The organism is Nocardia sp. IFM 10818, assembly GCF_054655275.1.
Window position 1 is genome coordinate 784,665 of sequence record NZ_BAAHJH010000001.1, and the last position, 17,894, is coordinate 802,558.

General features: G+C 69.6%; 13 protein-coding genes. 5 read left to right on the plus strand and 8 right to left on the minus strand.

The features are described 5' to 3' along the window. The first annotated feature begins 26 nt into the window (after window positions 1-26). Complete coding sequence (locus ACYQ5L_RS03795) at window positions 27-728, plus strand: polyprenol monophosphomannose synthase (protein ID WP_459963316.1); 702 nt, start codon at window positions 27-29, stop codon at window positions 726-728. On the opposite strand, the gene ACYQ5L_RS03800 is transcribed toward ACYQ5L_RS03795, so the two are convergent. Together ACYQ5L_RS03800 and ACYQ5L_RS03805 are read right to left on the minus strand one after the other, a co-directional pair. Continuing rightward, complete coding sequence (locus ACYQ5L_RS03800) at window positions 725-2,248, minus strand: HAD-IB family hydrolase (RefSeq protein WP_459955501.1); 1,524 nt, start codon at window positions 2,246-2,248, stop codon at window positions 725-727. The two genes, ACYQ5L_RS03795 and ACYQ5L_RS03800, sit on opposite strands and share 4 nt — an antisense overlap. Continuing rightward, window positions 2,245-4,629: a glycerol-3-phosphate 1-O-acyltransferase gene (locus tag ACYQ5L_RS03805; protein WP_459955502.1), complete on the minus strand. Its 2,385-nt coding sequence runs from the start codon at window positions 4,627-4,629 to the stop codon at window positions 2,245-2,247. Before ACYQ5L_RS03805 ends, ACYQ5L_RS03800 begins: the two co-directional genes overlap by 4 nt. 210 nt (window positions 4,630-4,839) lie before the next feature. On the opposite strand from ACYQ5L_RS03805, the gene ACYQ5L_RS03810 reads away from it, so the two are divergent. Beyond that, entirely contained in the window at window positions 4,840-6,174 is a 1,335-nt protein-coding gene (locus tag ACYQ5L_RS03810) for a salicylate synthase (RefSeq protein WP_459955504.1), read from the plus strand. Between the two features lie 21 nt (window positions 6,175-6,195). Here ACYQ5L_RS03810 and ACYQ5L_RS03815 read toward each other — a convergent pair whose 3' ends face one another. Both ACYQ5L_RS03815 and ACYQ5L_RS03820 read right to left on the minus strand, forming a co-directional pair. Next, window positions 6,196-7,077 carry an oxidoreductase gene (locus ACYQ5L_RS03815; protein WP_459955505.1) on the minus strand — a complete coding sequence of 294 codons (882 nt, stop codon included), beginning with the start codon at window positions 7,075-7,077 and terminating at the stop codon, window positions 6,196-6,198. A 91-nt stretch (window positions 7,078-7,168) separates the two neighbouring features. Beyond that, entirely contained in the window at window positions 7,169-8,785 is a 1,617-nt protein-coding gene (locus tag ACYQ5L_RS03820; RefSeq protein WP_459955508.1) for a (2,3-dihydroxybenzoyl)adenylate synthase, read from the minus strand. Window positions 8,786-8,927: 142 nt separating this feature from the next. On the opposite strand from ACYQ5L_RS03820, the gene ACYQ5L_RS03825 reads away from it, so the two are divergent. Then, window positions 8,928-12,668 carry a non-ribosomal peptide synthetase gene (locus tag ACYQ5L_RS03825; protein WP_459955509.1) on the plus strand — a complete coding sequence of 1,247 codons (3,741 nt, stop codon included), beginning with the start codon at window positions 8,928-8,930 and terminating at the stop codon, window positions 12,666-12,668. Between the two features lie 69 nt (window positions 12,669-12,737). On the opposite strand, the gene ACYQ5L_RS03830 is transcribed toward ACYQ5L_RS03825, so the two are convergent. Further along, window positions 12,738-13,406, minus strand: coding sequence for a disulfide bond formation protein B (locus ACYQ5L_RS03830; protein ID WP_459955510.1), 669 nt, complete (start codon window positions 13,404-13,406; stop codon window positions 12,738-12,740). Continuing rightward, window positions 13,400-13,564 (minus strand): DUF5993 family protein, encoded by a 165-nt coding sequence (locus tag ACYQ5L_RS03835; protein ID WP_459955512.1) that lies wholly within the window; start codon window positions 13,562-13,564, stop codon window positions 13,400-13,402. The genes ACYQ5L_RS03830 and ACYQ5L_RS03835 overlap by 7 nt, the downstream gene beginning before the upstream one ends. 159 nt (window positions 13,565-13,723) lie before the next feature. Between ACYQ5L_RS03835 and ACYQ5L_RS03840 the strand changes: the two genes are divergently transcribed. After that, entirely contained in the window at window positions 13,724-14,608 is an 885-nt protein-coding gene (locus ACYQ5L_RS03840; protein WP_459955513.1) for an oxidoreductase, read from the plus strand. A 9-nt stretch (window positions 14,609-14,617) separates the two neighbouring features. Here the strand turns inward: ACYQ5L_RS03840 and ACYQ5L_RS03845 are convergent, their stop codons facing one another. Next, a complete protein-coding gene (locus ACYQ5L_RS03845; protein WP_459955514.1) occupies window positions 14,618-15,667 on the minus strand; it encodes a WD40 repeat domain-containing protein in 1,050 nt (349 codons plus the stop codon). A gap of 405 nt (window positions 15,668-16,072) precedes the next feature. On the opposite strand from ACYQ5L_RS03845, the gene ACYQ5L_RS03850 reads away from it, so the two are divergent. Continuing rightward, on the plus strand, window positions 16,073-17,167 hold the full coding sequence (locus tag ACYQ5L_RS03850) for a 3-deoxy-7-phosphoheptulonate synthase (RefSeq protein WP_459955516.1): 1,095 nt from the start codon (window positions 16,073-16,075) through the stop codon (window positions 17,165-17,167). Between the two features lie 159 nt (window positions 17,168-17,326). On the opposite strand, the gene ACYQ5L_RS03855 is transcribed toward ACYQ5L_RS03850, so the two are convergent. Then, the gene (locus tag ACYQ5L_RS03855; protein ID WP_459955519.1) at window positions 17,327-17,884 is read right to left on the minus strand and encodes an SAM-dependent methyltransferase; all 558 of its coding nucleotides are present in this window, start codon (window positions 17,882-17,884) and stop codon (window positions 17,327-17,329) included. Between the last annotated feature and the right edge of the window lie 10 nt (window positions 17,885-17,894).

Below are 17,894 nucleotides of genomic sequence, written 5' to 3' on the forward strand. Positions count from 1 at the left end.
GGCGAGCCTTGAAGGTGACCGTGGTGGTGCCGACCTACAACGAGCGGGAGAACCTGCCGGTGGCGGTGGAGCGACTCACCGCGCTACCGGTGGCCGATCTGCACGTGCTGGTCGTGGACGACAACTCGCCGGACGGCACCGGCGAGGTGGCCGACAAGCTGGCCGCGGATCTGCCGAATGTGGTGAGCGTGCTGCACCGGACCGAGAAGGACGGCCTGGGACGCGCCTACATCGCCGGCATCACCAAGGCGCTCGACGAGGGCGCGGACGTGGTGATCCAGATGGACGCCGACCTCTCGCATCCGGCCGAGGTCATTCCGGCCATGCTGGACAAGCTGGCGACCACCGACGCCGGTGTGGTGCTCGGATCCCGCTATGTGCCCGGCGGTTCCACCGCCGAGGAGTGGAAGTGGTACCGCAAGGCGCTCTCGGCCTGGGCCAACTTCTATGTGAATCTGATTCTGCGCCTGGGCGTGAAGGACGCGACCGCGGGATTCAAGGCGTGGAAGGCGGATACGCTGCGCGCCATCGATGTGGCCTCCATCAAGTCCAACGGCTACTCCTTCCAGGTCGAGATGAACTATCGGACCGTCAAGAAGGGCATCGCCATCGCCGAGGTGCCGATCCGGTTCGAGGAGCGCACCCTGGGCGCGTCCAAGATGAGCCTGAAGGTGCAGCTGGAGTCGGCGGCCATGCCGTGGAAGCTGCTGTTCGGCAAGCAGGTCTAGCCCTCGCCCTTCGGCCAGTGCAGCAGCGTGTCGACGAACAGCTGACGCACGGCCTCGACCTCGGCATCCATATCGGCCGGATCCCAGCCGCTCACATCGATGGGCGGTAGCACCGCCACGTCCACGACGCCTTTGCGCACGATTGCCGAATTGCGCCACGCGATTTCACCGGCATTGCGGATGACCACCGGAATGACCGGCACGCCCGCCTGAATGGCGATGTGGAACGCGCCCTTCTTGAACGGGCCGATGCGCGGGGTCATGGAACGGGTGCCCTCCGGCGCGATGACCACCGACAGCCCGCCGCGCAGGGTGTCGACCACGGGCGCGAGCGCGGCCTTGGCGGCCGCCTTGTCGGCGCGGTCGATGAAGGTGACCTCCACGAACCGCATGAGCGGGCCGAAGACCGGATTCTTGGTGATCTCCTTCTTGGCGATACCGGTGAATCCGGTGTCCAGCACCTCGGTGAGCACCACGATGTCGAACTGGCTCTGGTGATTGAAGACGAACACCGCCGGCCGCGGCGCGCGGGCGTATTCGGCCCCGGTCACGCGGACGCGGACCCCGGAGCCGCGCAGGGTGGAGTCGGCGGCGTGCACCAGCATCGAATCCGCCATCTGCCGCCGCTGTTTGGTGTGCGCCTTGGCGGCGACCCCGAACAGCGCCCCGCCCAGCAGACCGCCGAAGCCGGCGAGGGTGCGGGCGTAGTCGAGCGCGCCCGGCGCCTGCCGGGGGCGGAAATGCAGGACCGGCCAATCCTTTTCGGCGGCCTCGAGCACCACCCGGGGATCGGGATTGACGGCGACGGGATGCCCGGCGAGCTGGAGCAGGGGCAGATCGGCGGCGCTGTCGGCGTAGACCCGGCTGCGCGCCAGGTCGATTCCGTGCGCGCCGGCGAAGCGGCGGACGGCATCGGCTTTGCCATTGCGCCACAGCGGCTTTCCATCCACGTGCCCGGTGAGGACGCCGTCCTGGACGCTCATGGCGGTGCACAGCACATGCTCGATGCCGAGCTCCTCGGCCACCGGCCGCACCTGGTAGCGGGTGAGCGAGCTGACCAGCAGCACGGTGTGCCCGGCGGCCTCGTGCTCGCGAATCAGCCGCCAGGCTTCCGGATACAGGTGCCCGTGCACCGTCCGCTCGAACAGCCGCGCGCCGATCTCCTCCAGTTCGGCCTCGGGCACGCCCGCCCAGGTGTACATGGTGTGCTGCAGGAAGCGCTCGTATTCGCCCTCGCTGCGCGCCCCGCGAATGCTGCCGAGCAGGGTGGCGGCCAGGGTGCGCCGGCCGGCGCGGCGGCGCACCATGCGGCGCATGAGGGCGGGCGGATCGAAGCCCGCCACCACGGTGCCGCCGAAGTCGAAGACCGCGGCGATGTGCGGGCCCTGCGGGCCGGTGCGCACGGCCGCCACGGCGTCGTCGAGTTCCATTGCGCCGATGGGCTGTTGGGTGATGCCGACCCCGGGCCGGGGCGGCTGCGGTGCTGCCACGGTGTCCGCGCCGGGGGCCCGGTGCGTCACAGCGCGTCCATCCGGTTGGACGGATCGAGGGTGGCGGCGCGCGAGATGCGGCCGCCGATGGCCCGTAGCTCCGCGGCGAACCGGGTGCGCCGCGCCGCCAGGTCGGCGGCGTTCTCGCCGAGCGTGAGCAGCCCGTGGTTGTCCGCGAGTCGCAGTGCGCTGGCGAACAATTCGGAGGACACCGATTCCGGGCTGTGCAGTCGCTGCTGCAACAGCATCTGTTTGCCGACGTGCAGGCATTCGTCGATGAACACCTTCTTGTCGATCGGCGTCCCCGGATCGCGCGCGGCCAGTCGTTCGGCCACCACCAGTTGCGCGTCGAAGAACGAGCGCAGCACGCGGTGCGCCATCATGAATCCGGATTCCGCCAGCTGCGCCAGGATTTCGGCCCCGACGGTGCCGGCGGCGGTGCGGCGATGCCATTCCGGATCCACGCGCAGCATTTCCGCGGTGAGCTGACTGGTGAACTCGGTGCGCTCGGGGAAGAAGAATTCGAACTTGAGCAGATCCCGCAGCCGGTAGGCGGCCTCCCAGCCGACCCGCAGCTGATCGCCCTCGGTCGCCTCGACGGCGGTGAGAATGGCCAATTCGAGAATGGCGCGGTTGACGAACCAGTGCACGGCGCTGTTGCGGTAGAACGCCGCCTCCAGGTGCGCGCCCGCGCCGATGGAGTACACCGGTTCCAGGCCGCCGCGGTAGATGGTCACCACCTTGGCGATGGCGAGCTGTTCGAGCACCACCGCCAGGCCGTGATCGTCACGCAGCGTGGCCAATTCGCCGCTCGGCAGCTCCCGGCCCTCGATATAGCCGAGCACGGGGGCGATGGCCGCGCGCAATTCGTCGCGGGTCAGGGCGCGCTCGTGCACGCCGAGCAGGACCAGCGTGGTGAGGGCATTGACGGTGATGGGCGTGACGGCATTGATGCCGACCGCGACCTCGAAGGCCAGCTGCTGCACCGCCCGGTGCTCGAGATCCTGCTTGTCCGCGGGATCGGCGGTGTCGGGAATCGTGGGAACCGGCTGCGGGCTGAGCGGATCACCGTGCGCGGCAAGCCGATCGCGCGCCGAGAGGGGAGTGCCGAAGCGCACGTACACGTGCCCGGCCGAATGCTGCTGACTGCGGATGTAGCGCGCCATCCAGGCCAGGCCCTCGGCCTGCTTGCTGCCGCCGGTCTGCTCGTCGGCAATGGCCCCGATCTCGTTGAGCCGCTCGTAGGTGATGGAGACCGGCACCAGCATCACATCGTCGATGCGCGCCGAACGCAGCGCTGCCGCAAGATAGTTCAGCAGCCCGTAGCGCGGTGGCCGCAGCTTCCCGGTGCGGGTGCGCCCGCCTTCGAAGTACCACTCCAGATTGAATCGCTTGGCCAGCAGGTATGCGAAGTACTCCTCGACGACGGCCTTGTACACCTCGTCGTCGCCGAAACTGCGCCGGATGAACACGGTTCCGGTGCGGCGCGCGATCGGCCCGATCGGCCAGAACTTCAGGTTCGCCCCGCCCACCACGTGATTGGGCGGGAAGTCGTTGCGAGCCAGAATGTCTCCGAGCACGAACGCGTCCACATAGGACCGGTGCGAGGGCAGGAAGACCAGCGGATAGCGCCGGTTGAGCGCGCGCAGCCGATCCAGCCCGCTCTCGTCGCTGTCGACCTTCCAGGTGGAGGCGTGCACCGGGCGCATGGCCTGGGTGAACAGATCCGACACCAGCCGGCTCTGCGCGGCGACCAGTTCCCGCAGGCCCTTCTCCGCGCGCCGGTAGACCTCGCGCGCCTGGGTCCCGGTCTCCTCGGCGATGGCATCGAGCCGCCGCAGGAACTCCGGCGAGTCCAGGATCTCCTCGACCACCAGCCGCGGCACCTTGTAGCGGTCGCCGATGACGGCTCGCTCGGCGCGTTCGAGGGCCACGATGCCCGCGCGCACGATGGCGCGCGCGAAGGCCTCCGGCGCTCCGGCGGCGCCGGGGTGGTTGGCCCGCAGCTCGCTCAGCCGCGCGGGCTGTCCGGTGAGCACGAGGTGCCGGTCCGGCGATTTGGTGATGAGGCGGCGCTGCATGAGCCGGTTGGGCTTGCGCGGATTGGAGAGGGTGAGCAGATCGGTGAAGGTGGTGCGCCGCACGCCATCTCGCTCCGGCGGCAGCCACAGCACCCGCACCGGCACCACCAGGGGGTCGTCGCTGCGCCCGACGAGGCGGGTGGTGACGGCCTCGGCGTCGAGGTCGAGCTGGGTCACCGGCGCGCCGGTGCCGAACTCCTGGGCGATGCCGCCCTCGGCCAGCCAGTTGCCGACCAGCTCACGTTCCACGCGGCCGGCCGCGTCGACTAGGGCGACGACCGATCCGGGGGTGGTGGTGGCCTCCGGGAGCCGGCTGTCATGATCGAGCATCTTCGTTCCCTCCGCGCGTGAGCCGCCGCAATCCATTCAAGCGGAAACCGCGCCGCGGGGGTGCCGAGTAGGTCGAATCGGGGATCGGAGTGCCGGATTCGGGCGGTGGTCCGGTACGTGATCAAGGTCCCTCCGCCGCTGTCGCAATTTGAAAAGAGGTAATGCTAACCTCACTGCACTGAGTAAGGTAAGCATAACCTTGGAGGACTGGTGTCGGCCACGGATGAACGGGTACGGCTCGACGGCGAGCAACGGGCTGGCGAGCGCGTCACCGATCCGATCGCGGCCGTGGCCGCACTGGCATCGGCGGATCGCTTCGGCGAATACGTGGTCTACGAACGGCCGGGCTCCTGGGTTTTCGCCGCCGCCCCGATCGGCGGCGTCGAACTCGACGCCGGCGAACTGCGGGTCACCTGGGACGGCGACACCACGGCGGGGCCCTGGGCGGGCAGCCCGGCGCAGGCCGTGGACCGTGCCCTGGCCGCACTGCCGCTCGGTGCGAGCAATGCCTACGGCTGGATCGGATTCGAATTCTGCGCCTGGTCGCTGGGCGCGACCGCGCACGTGCATCCGCGGGCCACGCTGGCGCACTTGATGATCCCGCGCATCGAGGTGCGCATCGACGAGGCCGGAGTGCGGGTTTCCGGTGCGACGCCCGCCGAGACCGCCGATATCCACGAACTCATCGCCCGCTCGCAGAACACTGCCCCGCCGGTCGCCCATCCGGTGGACATCAGCCTGGACCCGACCGGGTACCGCGTCCGCGTCGCGGCCGGAGTCGCCGAGATCAACGACGGCAAATATCAGAAGGTCATCCTGTCGCGGAAGGTGGATCTGCCCTTCGCCGTGAACGTGCCGGGCACCTACCGGCTCGGGCGCATGCACAACACCCCGGCGCGGTCGTTCCTGCTGCGGCTGGGCGGGCTGGAAGCCGCCGGTTTCAGTCCGGAGCTGGTGGCCGCGGTGGCCGCCGATCGCACCGTCACCACCGAGCCGCTGGCGGGAACGCGGGCCTTCGGGCGCGGGCACGCCGTCGATATGGCGGCGCGCGCCGATCTGATCAGCGATCCCAAGGAGATTGTCGAGCACGCCATTTCGGTGCAGACCTCCTTCGCGGAGATCGCGGCCGTCGCCGAGCCGGACACCACCGCGGTCTCCGATTTCATGGCGGTGCGCGAGCGCGGCAGCGTGCAGCATCTGGCGTCCACGGTGAAGGGGCGGCTGGCCGCCGACCGGAGTCCATGGGACGCGCTGGAAATGCTCTTCCCGTCGGTGACGGCCTCCGGCATTCCGAAGGCGGCCGGCGTGGACGCGGTGTTCCGGCTGGATCACGATGCGCGCGGACTGTATTCCGGCGCCGTCGTGACGGTGTCGCCGGAGGGGGCGCTGGAAGCGACGCTGGTGCTGCGGGCGGTCTACCAGACCGGCGCGGGCGCGTGGCTGCGCGCGGGCGCGGGCGTGGTCGGGCAGTCGCGTCCGGAGCGGGAGTTCGAGGAGACCTGCGAGAAGCTGGGCAGCGTCGCGCCCTACGTCGTCCGGGCCTGACCTGGCCGTACCCGGCCCCGATCAGGCCGCCGGGAAACGGAATTCGACGCCGGTCAGCTGTTCGGCGCGCTCCCACAATCGCTGTGCGGTCTTCTCGTCGTGGGAGGCCGCGCTGGAATCGACCCGCACCGGATGCCCGCGGAAGCCGAACCACTCGTCCGGGCCGTAGTAGCCGCCCGCCTCGACCTCGGCGGTCGCCGCGAAGAGCGTTGGCAGGGCGCCCATCTCGGCGCTCTGCGCGACCAGGCGGTTGCCCAGGCCGATGAACTGCTCGAACAGGTTCTGGGTCTTGGAGTTGATCTCGGTGGCCGCGTATCCCGGATGCGCGGCCAGCGCCAGCTTGCCCGATCCGGCGGTGAGCAGTCGCCGTTGCAGTTCGTAGGTGAACAGCAGCAGCGCCAGTTTGGTCTGCGCGTAGGCGCCGATTCCGGTGTAGGCGCGGCGTTCCCAGTGCAGATCGTCCAGATCGATGCGGCCGATGTAGTGCGTGTGGCTGGACACGTTCACCACCCGCTCGGAAATGCGGTCCAGCAGGAGGCCGGTCAGGGCGAAGTGGCCGAGAAAATTGGTGCCGATATGCGATTCGAAGCCGTCGGCGGTGACGCCCTTGGGCACCGCCATGACGCCGGCATTGTTGATCAGCCCGTCGGCCCGGTCCACGGTATCGGCGAAGGCGCGCACCGAGGACAGGTCCGCCAGATCGAGCGGGCGCACGTGCACGCGTCCGCCGATGCTCTTGGCGACGGCCTGCCCCTTGATCTCGTTGCGGCAGGCCATGATCACGTGTGCGCCCGCTCCGGCCAGCCGACGCGCGGTGGCCGCGCCCAGGCCGCTGGTCGCGCCGGTGACGATGAACGTCTTGCCGGTCTGGTCGGGAATATTCGATTCGTTCCACCCACCCATAGAAGAACTCTATGATGTGTGCGCCGCGGCGTCGCGCGGGAGAGCGGTGAGGAAACCCACACCCGCGCAAGGAGAATTGACGCGCGGCCGGTCAGGAATCGCGCAGGGCCTTCTTGTCGATCTTGCCGACGGCGGTGATGGGCAGCGCATCGGCCCGGCGCAGCACATCCGGCAGCTTGTAGGTGGCCAGCCCGCGCGCGGTGAGGAAGGTCTTGATCTCCGCGAGGGCCGGCATCTCGCCGTCGACAACCAGTACGGCGCAGACCTTTTCGCCCAGGGCCGCATCGGGCAGGCCGACCGCTGCCGCGTGCCGCACGGCCGGATGCGCCAGCAGGTGCTCCTCGAGCTCGTCGCAGGAGATGTTCTCGCCGCCGCGGTTGATCACGTCCTTGATGCGGCCGGAGACCATGAGGTGCCCGCTGGGCAGCCGGCGCACCAGATCGCCGCTGCGATAGAAGCCGTCCGGGGTGAAGGCGCGCGCATTGTGCTCGGGGGCGCGGTAGTAGCCGCGGATGGTGTACGGGCCGCGGGTGAGCAACTCGCCCTCCGCGCCCTCGGGGACCTCGTTGCCGTCGGCGTCGACGACCCGCACCTCGTCGGCGGGGGAGAGCGGGCGGCCCTGGGTGGTGCAGACGATATCGGCGGAATCCTCGCCGCGGGTGTAGTTGAGCAGGCCCTCGGCCATGCCGAAGACCTGCTGCAGGCGCACCTTCAGCGCGGGCTCCACCTCGCGGGCATTGACCTCGGCCAGGCGCGCGCCACCCACCTGGAGCAGGCGCAGCGTGGACAGGTCGGCCTCCTCCCATTCGACCGCGGCGCACCAGAGCTGGGCCAGCGGCGGGACGACGGCGGTGACGGTCACGCCGTGCCGTTCGATGGCGGCGAAGGCGTTCTCCGGGCTGGGATCGGTGGTGAAGGCCATGCCGCCGCCGGTGGCGATGGTGCCCAGAATGCCGGGGCAGGCGAGCGGGAAGTTGTGCGCGACGGGCAATGTCGCGAGATAGACGTCCTCGGGCCCGAGCTCGCAGACCGCGGCGCTGGCCTTGGCGTTGTAGGCGTAGTCGTCGTGGGTGCGGGCGATCAGCTTGGGCAGGCCGGTGGTGCCGCCCGAGACCAGCATGAGGGCGATATCGGCGGCGTCCGGTGCGGGCAGCGAAGTGCCGTCGGCGGGAACGGAATTCAGGGCGGTGTGGCGGCCGGGCTCGCCGAGCACCAGGATGTGGCGCAGCGTGGGCGCGGCGGCCGCGACCTCATCGGCCAGCACGCGATAGTCGAAATCGCCGACCCGGTCGGCGATCACGTACGCCACCGCGCCGGAAAGCGTGGTGAGGTGCTCGATTTCGGCCCGCCGGTGCGCGGGCAGGGTCAGGACCGGAATGATCCCGGCGCGCAGCAGGCCGAACAGCACCGCCGGGAATTCGGGCACGTTCGGCAACTGGACGACGACCCGATCGCCGGGGGCGATGCCGAGCGCCAGGAAGCCGTGCGCCATCCGATCCGCCGCCGCGTCCAGTTCGGCGTAGCTGGTGTGCTCCCAGTCGGTCAGCACCGCCGGGCGATCCGGCCACTGCCGGGCGGCGTCGCGCAGCAGGTCCCCGAGCGGGCGGCCCGCCCAGTACCCCGCCCGCCGGTAGCTCTCGGCGAGGTCGGCGGGGAAGGGCACGAAGCCGTCGCGGTGGCCCGCGGCGGCGGTACGGATCGAATTCACAGCTCTGGCCTCTGATGACTAAGGATGCAGTTACATAGGTTAGGCAACCCTATCTCAATCCAGTACGCTGCTGCCAAAGACTTCCGGAAATCCGGAAACCCAGCGGCGTGCCCGCCGCCCCGAACAAGGAGTACCAGCGGAAATGGAGTCAGCCCAGGCATCCGGATCGCCCATTGCCCTAGCGGAGATCCGCACCGCCGTCGCCGGTCACCTCGGCCTCGCCCCGGACGAGATCGCCGACCACGCCGACCTCATCCAGCTCGGCCTGGACTCCATCCGCACCATGAAGCTCGCCGGCTCCTGGCGCAAACGCGGCCTCGCCGTGAACTTCGCCCAACTCGCCGCCGAACCCACCATCGCCGCCTGGCACCGCCTGCTCGGCGGAACCACCGATGCGGGCAGCTCCGGCGTCGCGCGCGGGGAGGGACCCGCCGCGCCGGCTGCCGCCGCGGGCGTGGCGGAGAGCGCCGGGGCGGCCACCGCTGCGGCCGATGCCGCGGCCGACGGCCGAGCGGCCGCCAATGCGAGCGGCGTGGAGACCATTGCGGCGGCGGCCATTTCGTGCGACTCCGAGCCGCGCCCGGTGGACGGTTCGCCCATCCTCGTCGACGATGGCAGCCCGTTCGGGCTCGCACCGATGCAGCACGCATACTGGATCGGGCGTTCCGAAGGGCAGGAACTCGGTGCGGTCGCGGCCCACCTGTACGTCGAATTCGACGGTGCGGGCGTGGATCCGGACCGGCTGGGCACGGCTGTCGAGGCGCTGGTGCGGCGGCACCCCATGCTGCGCACCCGATTCCTGCCGGACGGCACCCAGCAGACCCTCGAACGGCCCGGCCGCCCGGTGTGGAGCGTCACCGATCTACGCGCCGCCGAGCCCGCCGCGGCCGAGCGAGCCCTGGAAGAGCTGCGGGACAAGCGCACTCACCAGCTGATGGCGGTGCAGGACGGCCAAGTCGTCGACATCGCCCTCACCCTGCTGCCGGAGGACCGCACCCGGCTGCATCTGGACGTGGACATGCTCGCCGCCGACGCCATGAGCTACCGCATCCTGGTCGCCGACCTCGCCCGGCTCTACCACGGCGAGCAACTGCCGCCGCAGACCTACACCTTCCGGCAGTACCTCGCCGAGCACGCCGCACCCGCTTCCGAGCACGAGGCCGACCATGCCTGGTGGCAGCAGCGACTGCCGGAACTGCCCGGCGCACCCGAACTTCCGCGCGCGAGCGCGCTCGCCACCGACGCCGCGGGAAATGCCGCGCGGACAGTTCGCTTCCACCGCTGGCTGTCGCCGGAGGCGAAGGGGCGCATGTTCGCCGCCGCGCATTCGCGGGGCATCACGCCCGCCATGGCGCTGGCTTCGGTGTTCGCCGAGACCATCGGCGGGTGGTCGGCGCAGCGGCGGTTCCTGCTGAATCTGCCGCTGTTCCATCGGGAACCGGTGCATCCGCAGGTGGACGGGGTGGTCGGCGACTTCACCTCTTCGGTGTTGCTGGAGGTCGATGTGACCGAGCCGGCCACCGTGACCGAGCGGGCCCAGGCGCTGCAGCGCGAATTGCATGCCGCCGGTGCGCATTCCGGCTATTCAGGGCTGGAAGTGCTACGCGATCTGGGTCGTCGGCGCGGGGAGCCGGTGCTCGCGCCGATCGTCTACACCAGCGCCATCAACCTCGGCGAGCTGTTCGCCGAGCAGGTCACCGACACCTTCGGCGATCCGGTGTGGATCATCTCGCAGGGCCCGCAGGTGCTCCTCGACGCGCAGGTCACCGAGGTGCGCGGCGGGCTGCTGCTGAACTGGGACGTGCGGGAGAACGCCTTCCCGGCGGGCATGGTGGAGACCATGTTCGCCCGCTACATCGACGCCGTGCTGCGGCTGGCGGGCACCGAGGAGACCGGCGCCGGTCGCGGCGGCGCGCGCGATGCGGGCTGGGATGCCGATGCCGCCGTGCGGATTCCGGTGGAGCAGGCCGTGATTCGCGCCCGCGCCAATGCCACCGACGGGCCGGTGACCGGACGCACCCTGCACGCCGGGCTGTTCGCCCACGCCGCCGCGAACCCTGATGCACCAGCGGTGATCTGGGAGCACGACGTGGAGGGGTACGGCTCGGGCGCTGCCGGAACGGGCGCGGTCACCCGTGTGCTGACCTACGGGCAGCTCGCCGCGGAGGCGCTGGCGGTGGCCGGTGCGCTGCGGGCGGCGGGGGTGCGGCCGGGTGATGCGGTGGCCGTGCAGTTGCCGAAGGGCCCGGATCAGATTGTGGCTACCGCCGGTGCGCTGGCGGCCGGTGCGGTGTATGTGCCGATCGGATTCGATCAGCCCGCGGCGCGGCGGGCCGAGATCGTGCGGACCGGTGGCGTGGTGGCGGCCTTGACGGCCGGGACCGAGGTGCCGGAGGTGCGCACGCTCGCGCTGGCAGAGGCCCGGGTGTATCCGGAACCGCTGCCGGAGCCGGTGTTCCCGGATCCGGAGGCCATTGCCTATGTGCTGTTCACCTCCGGATCGACCGGCAAGCCCAAGGGTGTGGAGGTGCCGCATCGGGCGGCCATGAACACCATCGACGATCTCAACGAGCGGTTCGACATCGGTGCGGCCGATCGCGCGCTCGCCTTGTCGGCGCTGGAGTTCGACCTGTCGGTGTACGACATCTTCGGACTGCTGAGTGCCGGCGGCGCTGTGGTCGCCCTGGACGAGGCGCAGCGCGGTGAGCCCGCCCGCTGGCTGGAACTGGTGCGGCAGCATCGGGTTTCGGTCCTGAACTGTGTGCCGAGCCTGCTGGACATGCTGCTGGCCGCCGCGGCCGGACAGGCCCTGGCGAGCCTGCGCATGGTGATCCTGGGCGGCGACTGGGTGGATGTGGCGCTGCCGAGCCGCGTGGCGGCGGTGGCCCCCGGGTGCCGGTTCGCGGGCTTGGGCGGGGCCACCGAGACGGCCATCCACTCCACCATCTGTGAAGTGGTGAATGCCGAAGTGCCGCAGGAATGGTCGGCCGTGCCGTACGGCACGCCGCTGCGGAATGTGCGCTGCCGGGTGGTCGGTCCCGCCGGGCACGACTGCCCGGATTTCGTCTCCGGGGAACTGTGGATCGGCGGTGCCGGAGTGGCCGCCGGATACCGCGGCGACGCCGAGCGCACCGCCGACCGATTCGTCACCCACGAGGGCGTGAACTGGTACCGCACCGGCGATCTCGCGCGCTACCTGCCCGACGGCGCCCTGGAGTTCCTGGGCCGCGCCGACCATCAGGTCAAGATTCGCGGCTACCGGGTGGAACTCGGCGAGGTGGAGAGCGCGCTGCGCGCCCTGCCGGGCGTCCGGCACGCCATTGCCGCCGTGATCGGTTCGGCCGCACCGAAACTCACCGCCGTGGTGGTGCCGGTGGACGGCGTCGCCCTCGACGTGGACGCGCTGCTGACCGCCGCCGCGGACCTGCTGCCCGCCTACATGATTCCCGCCCGGGTCGAGCCGCTGGCCGAACTGCCCTTCACCTCGAACGGCAAACCGGATCGCAAGGCCATCGCCGCGCTGCTGTCCGCGGGCGATCAGGCCGGTGAATTCATCGCCCCCCGAACCGATCTGGAGCGCGCGCTCGCCGATATCGTCGCCCTCGTCCTGGAGCGCGAGCAGGTCGGCGTGACCGACGACTTCTTCGCCCTGGGCGGCGATTCGGTGCTGGCCACCGCCGTCATCGCCCGGGTCCGGGACTGGCTGGATTCCCCCGACGCCGTGGTATCGGACTTCTTCGCCGCCCGCACCGTGGCGGGCCTGGCGCAGCGCCTGCTCGATCGCGAGCGGCGGGCGGGCGCGACCGGCCGCCTGGACGCGGTCGCGACCCTCTACCTGGAGGTGGCGGCCATGTCCGACGACGAGGTGCTCGCACACTCCTGAGCTCTGGAAAATGCGATCCCCGTGCCCTTTTCGCCGGGCACGGGGATCCGGGTGGCGCGGCGATCCGCCTCAGTGATCCTTGGGCAGCACGCAGCCGCCATCGAGAATGCCGAGATCGTGCGGCAGGCGATAGCAGGCCGGGTCGTCGGGCAGCACCCAGTGGAAGCCCTCCAGGAAGAACACCGCGACCAGGTTCACCACGAGGATCACCGCGCAGAACCCGATCGCCAGCTTGCCGATCAGGCGATGCGGCGACGCGGGAATCGTGGTGTGTGCGGTCGGGTACGAGAACACCTGCACCACACCGATTGTCGTGATGGCCGCCACGAACAGGATCAGCGCCCACACGTACAGGTGCAGGCCGAGCACGGCCCCGCCGTAGCCGGGATCGCCGGGCAGGATGTGCAGCATGGTCTGCCGCCACGCCGTGAATCCGCCGCCGAAGCAGCCCACGATCGCCAGGCCCCAGCCGACCGCGTAATCACGCGGCGCGATGGTCCCGGTCATGCCCTTGCGCACGATGTAGGCGCCGCCGAACGCGGCCAGGAACATGAAGTAGCGCTGGATCATGCACAGCGGGCACGGATAGTCCCAGGTGAGGAATTGCACGCCGAGCCCGCCGCAGACGACCCCGGTCCAGCCGAGGACGAAGATGACGGCGAGCCAGTACTGCAACCGGCCGAGGACCCCGCCGCCGTCCTCGACGCCCGCGCTCTCGTCCTTCGTGGCGCTCACCATGTCAGCCCCAATCCGAGGCCGCTGGTGATGTGGTACTTCAGCAGCGCGCACACGGCGAAGAACACGATCCACCAGCCCCACAGAATGGTTCGGCGGGGGCTCGGTTTGTAGATGAGGTACAGAACGCACAGCAAACCCGCGAGTATGAGCGTGTCCATAGCCGCGGACGCTACAGCTTGACCTGGTCAAAGCCATTGAAACCAGGTTTGACACGCCGTCGGGCCCGTGGTCCGTCGGCTCGGTCGGCAAGCCATTGGCAATCGAGGGTTTGGCGAGAGGCTCAGCGGTCGGCCGCATCCGCCCCTAGACTCGATCGCGTGAGCGGTTGGGACATCTCGGACATCCCCGATCAGAGCGGCCGGACGTTCGTCGTCACCGGCGCCAACAGCGGCCTCGGTGCGGTCACCGCACGGGCATTGGCCGGCAAGGGCGCCCAGGTGATCATGGCCTGCCGCAACGAGGTGAAGGCGCGGTCGGTGGCCGATGCCATCGGCGCGGGCGCGCAGGTGCGCCGCCTGGATCTCGCCGATCTGGCCTCGGTGCACGAATTCGCCGACTCCATCGACTCCGTCGACGTGCTGATCAATAACGCGGGCGTCATGGCGGTGCCGCTCAAGCGCACCGCCGACGGCTTCGAAATGCAGATCGGCACAAACCATCTCGGCCATTTCGCGCTGACCGGCCTGCTGCTGCCCAAGGTCCGCGAGCGCATCGTCACGCTGTCCAGCGGCCTGCACTCCATCGGCAAGATCGACCTGCACGACCTGAACTGGGAGCGCCGCCGCTACCAGCGCTGGGCCGCCTACGGCCAGTCCAAACTGGCCAACCTCATGTTCGCCTACGAACTGCAGCGCCGCCTGACCGCCTCCGGCTCGGACAAGCTGTCCCTGGCCGCCCACCCCGGCTACGCCGCCACCGACCTGCAATCGCACACCGAGTCCATCCAGGACAGGCTGATGGCCATCGGCAACAAGGTCTTCGCCCAGAGTGCCGAAATGGGCGCCCTGCCAACCCTTTACGCCGCCATCTCCCCCGACGTGCAGCCCGGCCGCTTCTACGGCCCCACCGGCTTCATGGGCCAGCGCGGCTATCCGGGCCCCAGCGGCTCCACCGCCGCCTCTCGCGACGAGGTGACCGCCCGCCGCCTGTGGGAACTGTCGGAGCAGCTGACCAAGGTCAGCTACTCCTTCAACCGCCGCTAGCAGCGGCCGTCAGCCGACGCGCCACACCTGAACAGTGTGGTCGTATCCGCTCGACGCCACATGCACACCGTCCGGTGCCCAAGCCAGAGAGTTCGGCAATCGCTGGCCGGTATAGGTGAAGATCTTCTCGCCGGTCACGCCGAACACCTCGACACCGTCGCGGCCGGCCGCCGCGATGCGCGTGCCGTCCGGGGACCAGGCGAGGGCGCGCGTTTCGGAGATGTCCGGCTCGTAGGTCGACGTCACCTCGCCCGCCGCGACATCGATGAATTGAATGCTGCCGTTGGGGCCGCTGTCGGCGGCCACTCGCGTGCCGTCGGGCGACCATGCCACCGTGTTCACCTCGAGTGCGCCGTTGTACACGGCCGCCGGAGCCGAGGGATCGGTCGCGTCCCAGATCTGTACCGAGCTGGCCGCGAACCCCTTCCCGCCGCCACCGCCGGAGGCTATCCGGGTGCCGTCGGGCGACCATGCCACCGCCGACACCAGATTCTCGTGCCCTCTGTAGACCCCGCCCAGCTCCAGGGTGGCGGCGTCGAGCAGCAGCACTATGCCGGCGGAGGTGCCGACCGCCAGCCGCTTGCCATCCGGAGACCAGTCGATCGACCACACGGACATGTCGGATGAGTCAGGCGTTACCGTGGTCTTTCCGGAGGCGGCATCGCAAATATGGAGCGTTCCTTTGGTATCCGCGCCCGCCACCCGGGTGCTGTCGGGCGACCAGGCCAGCGCGTTCACGAATGCCGGGAACTTTTCACACTCGACCACCTGCTCACCGTTGGTCGCGTCGTAGACGTGCAATGTGCCGTTCTGTCCGCTGGACGCGATGCGCTTGCCGTCCGGTGACCAGCGCACGGACAACGCCACGGCACCATGGCCGCGATAGGTGAACGGGGCGAATGCCGGAAGTTCATCGGCCTTGTCATCGTTTCGGAGCAAGACGACGGCAGCGACGGCCGCCACGATCAGGATCAGGGCGAATGCGCCGATGATCAGCGCCGGTTTCCCGCGCCGGCGTGAAACCGGTTCGGTGTCTTGCTCATTGGTATCGGTACTCATGCGAAATGATCGTGTCCGGACCCGGGAACGCAACCGCGGGGGTGTGATCTAGGTCTATCGCGCGGACTTGCGAACCCATCCGGGCGCGCTGCCGCAGTAGCGTGAATTTCGTGGACGCGACGGTGTTTCCGGGCAGTGCGCGAGTGTCCGATGAATGGACCTCTATCCCGGATAGTGAGACGACATTCCAAAATGTGTCGGCGCCCACACGCACGATTCGTCATTTCTGGTACTGTCCCGGGCATGCAGCGCGCGTATTTCTGGTTTAGCCAGCCGGCCCCGGGTGGGTCGAGCGGCGTGAACCTGCGCTGACTTCTTCCACCCCGAGCCGGACTACAAGACCGGCTCCGAGGGGTTTGTGAAGCTCTCATCCGTGGGCCGGCCTGAGAAAAGGAACCCACGATCATGACCCTCGCCGCCGATCTCGACTCGCATGCCGACCTCGACGACCAGCGCACTCTCAGCGTGAGCCCATTGCGCTCGCCGCGTGAGGTGCGCGCCTCCCATCCGATCAACGATCTGCTCGCCGAGACCGTGCGCGCCGGGCGCAAGGCCACCGTCGACGTGCTCAATGGCGATGACGACCGCCTCATGGTGATCGTCGGGCCGTGCTCGGTGCACGACACCGAGGCCGCCATGGAGTACGCGCGCCGGCTCGCGGTCAAGGCCGCCGAGGTCTCCGATCGGCTGCATGTGGTCATGCGTGTCTACTTCGAGAAGCCGCGCACCACGCTGGGGTGGAAGGGCCTGATCAACGACCCGCACCTGGACGGCAGCTTCGACATCAACACCGGTCTGGACCTCGGACGCCGGCTGCTGGTCGACATCACCGGGCTGGGTCTGCCGGTGGCGTGCGAGTTCCTCGATCCGATCACCCCGCAGTACATCGCGGACCTGGTCTCCTACGGCGCCATCGGCGCGCGGACCGCGGCCAGCCAGGTGCATCGCCAGCTGTCCTCGGCGCTGTCCATGCCGGTGGGCATCAAGAACGGCACCGACGGCGATGTGCAGGTCGCGGTGGACGGCGTGCGCGCCGCGGCGGCCAGCCACGTGTTCCCCGGCACCGATCTCGACGGGCGCTCGGCGCTCATCCGCACCGCGGGCAACCCGGACTGCCACGTGATCCTGCGCGGCGGCAGCAATGGCACCAACTACGACGCCGCCTCCTGCGCGGAAGCCCTGCTCCGCCTGGAGAAGTCGGCGCTGGCGCAGCGCCTGGTGGTGGACGCCAGTCACGGCAACTCCAACAAGGACCACACCAAGCAGGCCCTGGTGGTGACCGATATCGCCGAGCGCATCGCGCAGGGCGAGAACACGGTGGTCGGGCTCATGATGGAGAGCTTCCTGGTCGGCGGACGCCAGGATCTGACCCTCGGCCACCCGGAGGACCTGACCTACGGGCAGTCCATCACCGACGCCTGCCTGGACTGGGACACCACCGCCGCACAGCTCGACCGGCTGGCCGACGCCGTCGCCCGCCGTCGCGCCGGCAGCAACTGAAACCGGCAGCAACTGAAAGCAGAGGAACCGCAAGGCTCCCCCGCCTCCCCGGGACCTCAGCGCCCGGCGGGGAGCCGTCGACCGTCGGGAAGGCGTGCCGGCGGTTGGGAGCCGAGCCGATTTCGGGCGTACCCGACGAGTTACCCGGCCCGCACGAAATCAGTTGTCGCCTTTGGCTGCCTCGGCGCGCGGGGTGGCGATGACGCACAGCAGGTCGCCGGAGGAGACGGCGCGGGCGTCGAATCCGGCGGCTAGCAGGTGGCCGGACAGTTTGCCCGGCAAGGGTTTCGGGCTGGTGTCCGCGCCGTCCGGATCGCCGTAGCCGTAGGTGAGGTAGAGGGAACCGCCGGGGGAGAGCAGCTGCCGGATCAGGGCGAGTTCGGTTGCCGGGCTGCGGGTCCAGAAGAGATTCACATTGACGGCCAGGATCTTGTCGAAGGCCGGGACGGCCCCGCTCAGCACGTCCTCGGGGCGCAGGTCTTCCAGCGCGATCGGGAGCAGTCGCAGCCTGCCCGAATCGATCAGGGCGGCATGGCGTTTCGCGGAGCGGGTGACGGCGGTGACGGAGCGGTCGATGGCGGTGACCTGCCCGCTGGTGAGCGCCGCCGCGAGATGGGCCACGGAAGGGCTGGTGCCCGCGCCGATTTCGAGGATGCGGTCGGCGGGGCGCACCTGCATGGTCGCCACGATCCAGTCGAAGCGGGCTTCGCTTGCCATGCGTCCCTTC

What these genes read in the sequence shown, in the direction of transcription:
- ACYQ5L_RS03805 (WP_459955502.1), bottom strand. Translation starts at nt 4,629, where the DNA reads ATGCTCGATCATGACAGCCGGCTCCCGGAGGCCACCACCACCCCCGGA.
- ACYQ5L_RS03815 (WP_459955505.1), bottom strand. Translation starts at nt 7,077, where the DNA reads ATGGGTGGGTGGAACGAATCGAATATTCCCGACCAGACCGGCAAGACG.
- ACYQ5L_RS03825 (WP_459955509.1), top strand. Translation starts at nt 8,928, where the DNA reads ATGGAGTCAGCCCAGGCATCCGGATCGCCCATTGCCCTAGCGGAGATC.
- ACYQ5L_RS03830 (WP_459955510.1), bottom strand. Translation starts at nt 13,406, where the DNA reads ATGGTGAGCGCCACGAAGGACGAGAGCGCGGGCGTCGAGGACGGCGGC.
- ACYQ5L_RS03835 (WP_459955512.1), bottom strand. Translation starts at nt 13,564, where the DNA reads ATGGACACGCTCATACTCGCGGGTTTGCTGTGCGTTCTGTACCTCATC.
- ACYQ5L_RS03845 (WP_459955514.1), bottom strand. Translation starts at nt 15,667, where the DNA reads ATGAGTACCGATACCAATGAGCAAGACACCGAACCGGTTTCACGCCGG.
- ACYQ5L_RS03850 (WP_459955516.1), top strand. Translation starts at nt 16,073, where the DNA reads ATGACCCTCGCCGCCGATCTCGACTCGCATGCCGACCTCGACGACCAG.
- ACYQ5L_RS03855 (WP_459955519.1), bottom strand. Translation starts at nt 17,884, where the DNA reads ATGGCAAGCGAAGCCCGCTTCGACTGGATCGTGGCGACCATGCAGGTG.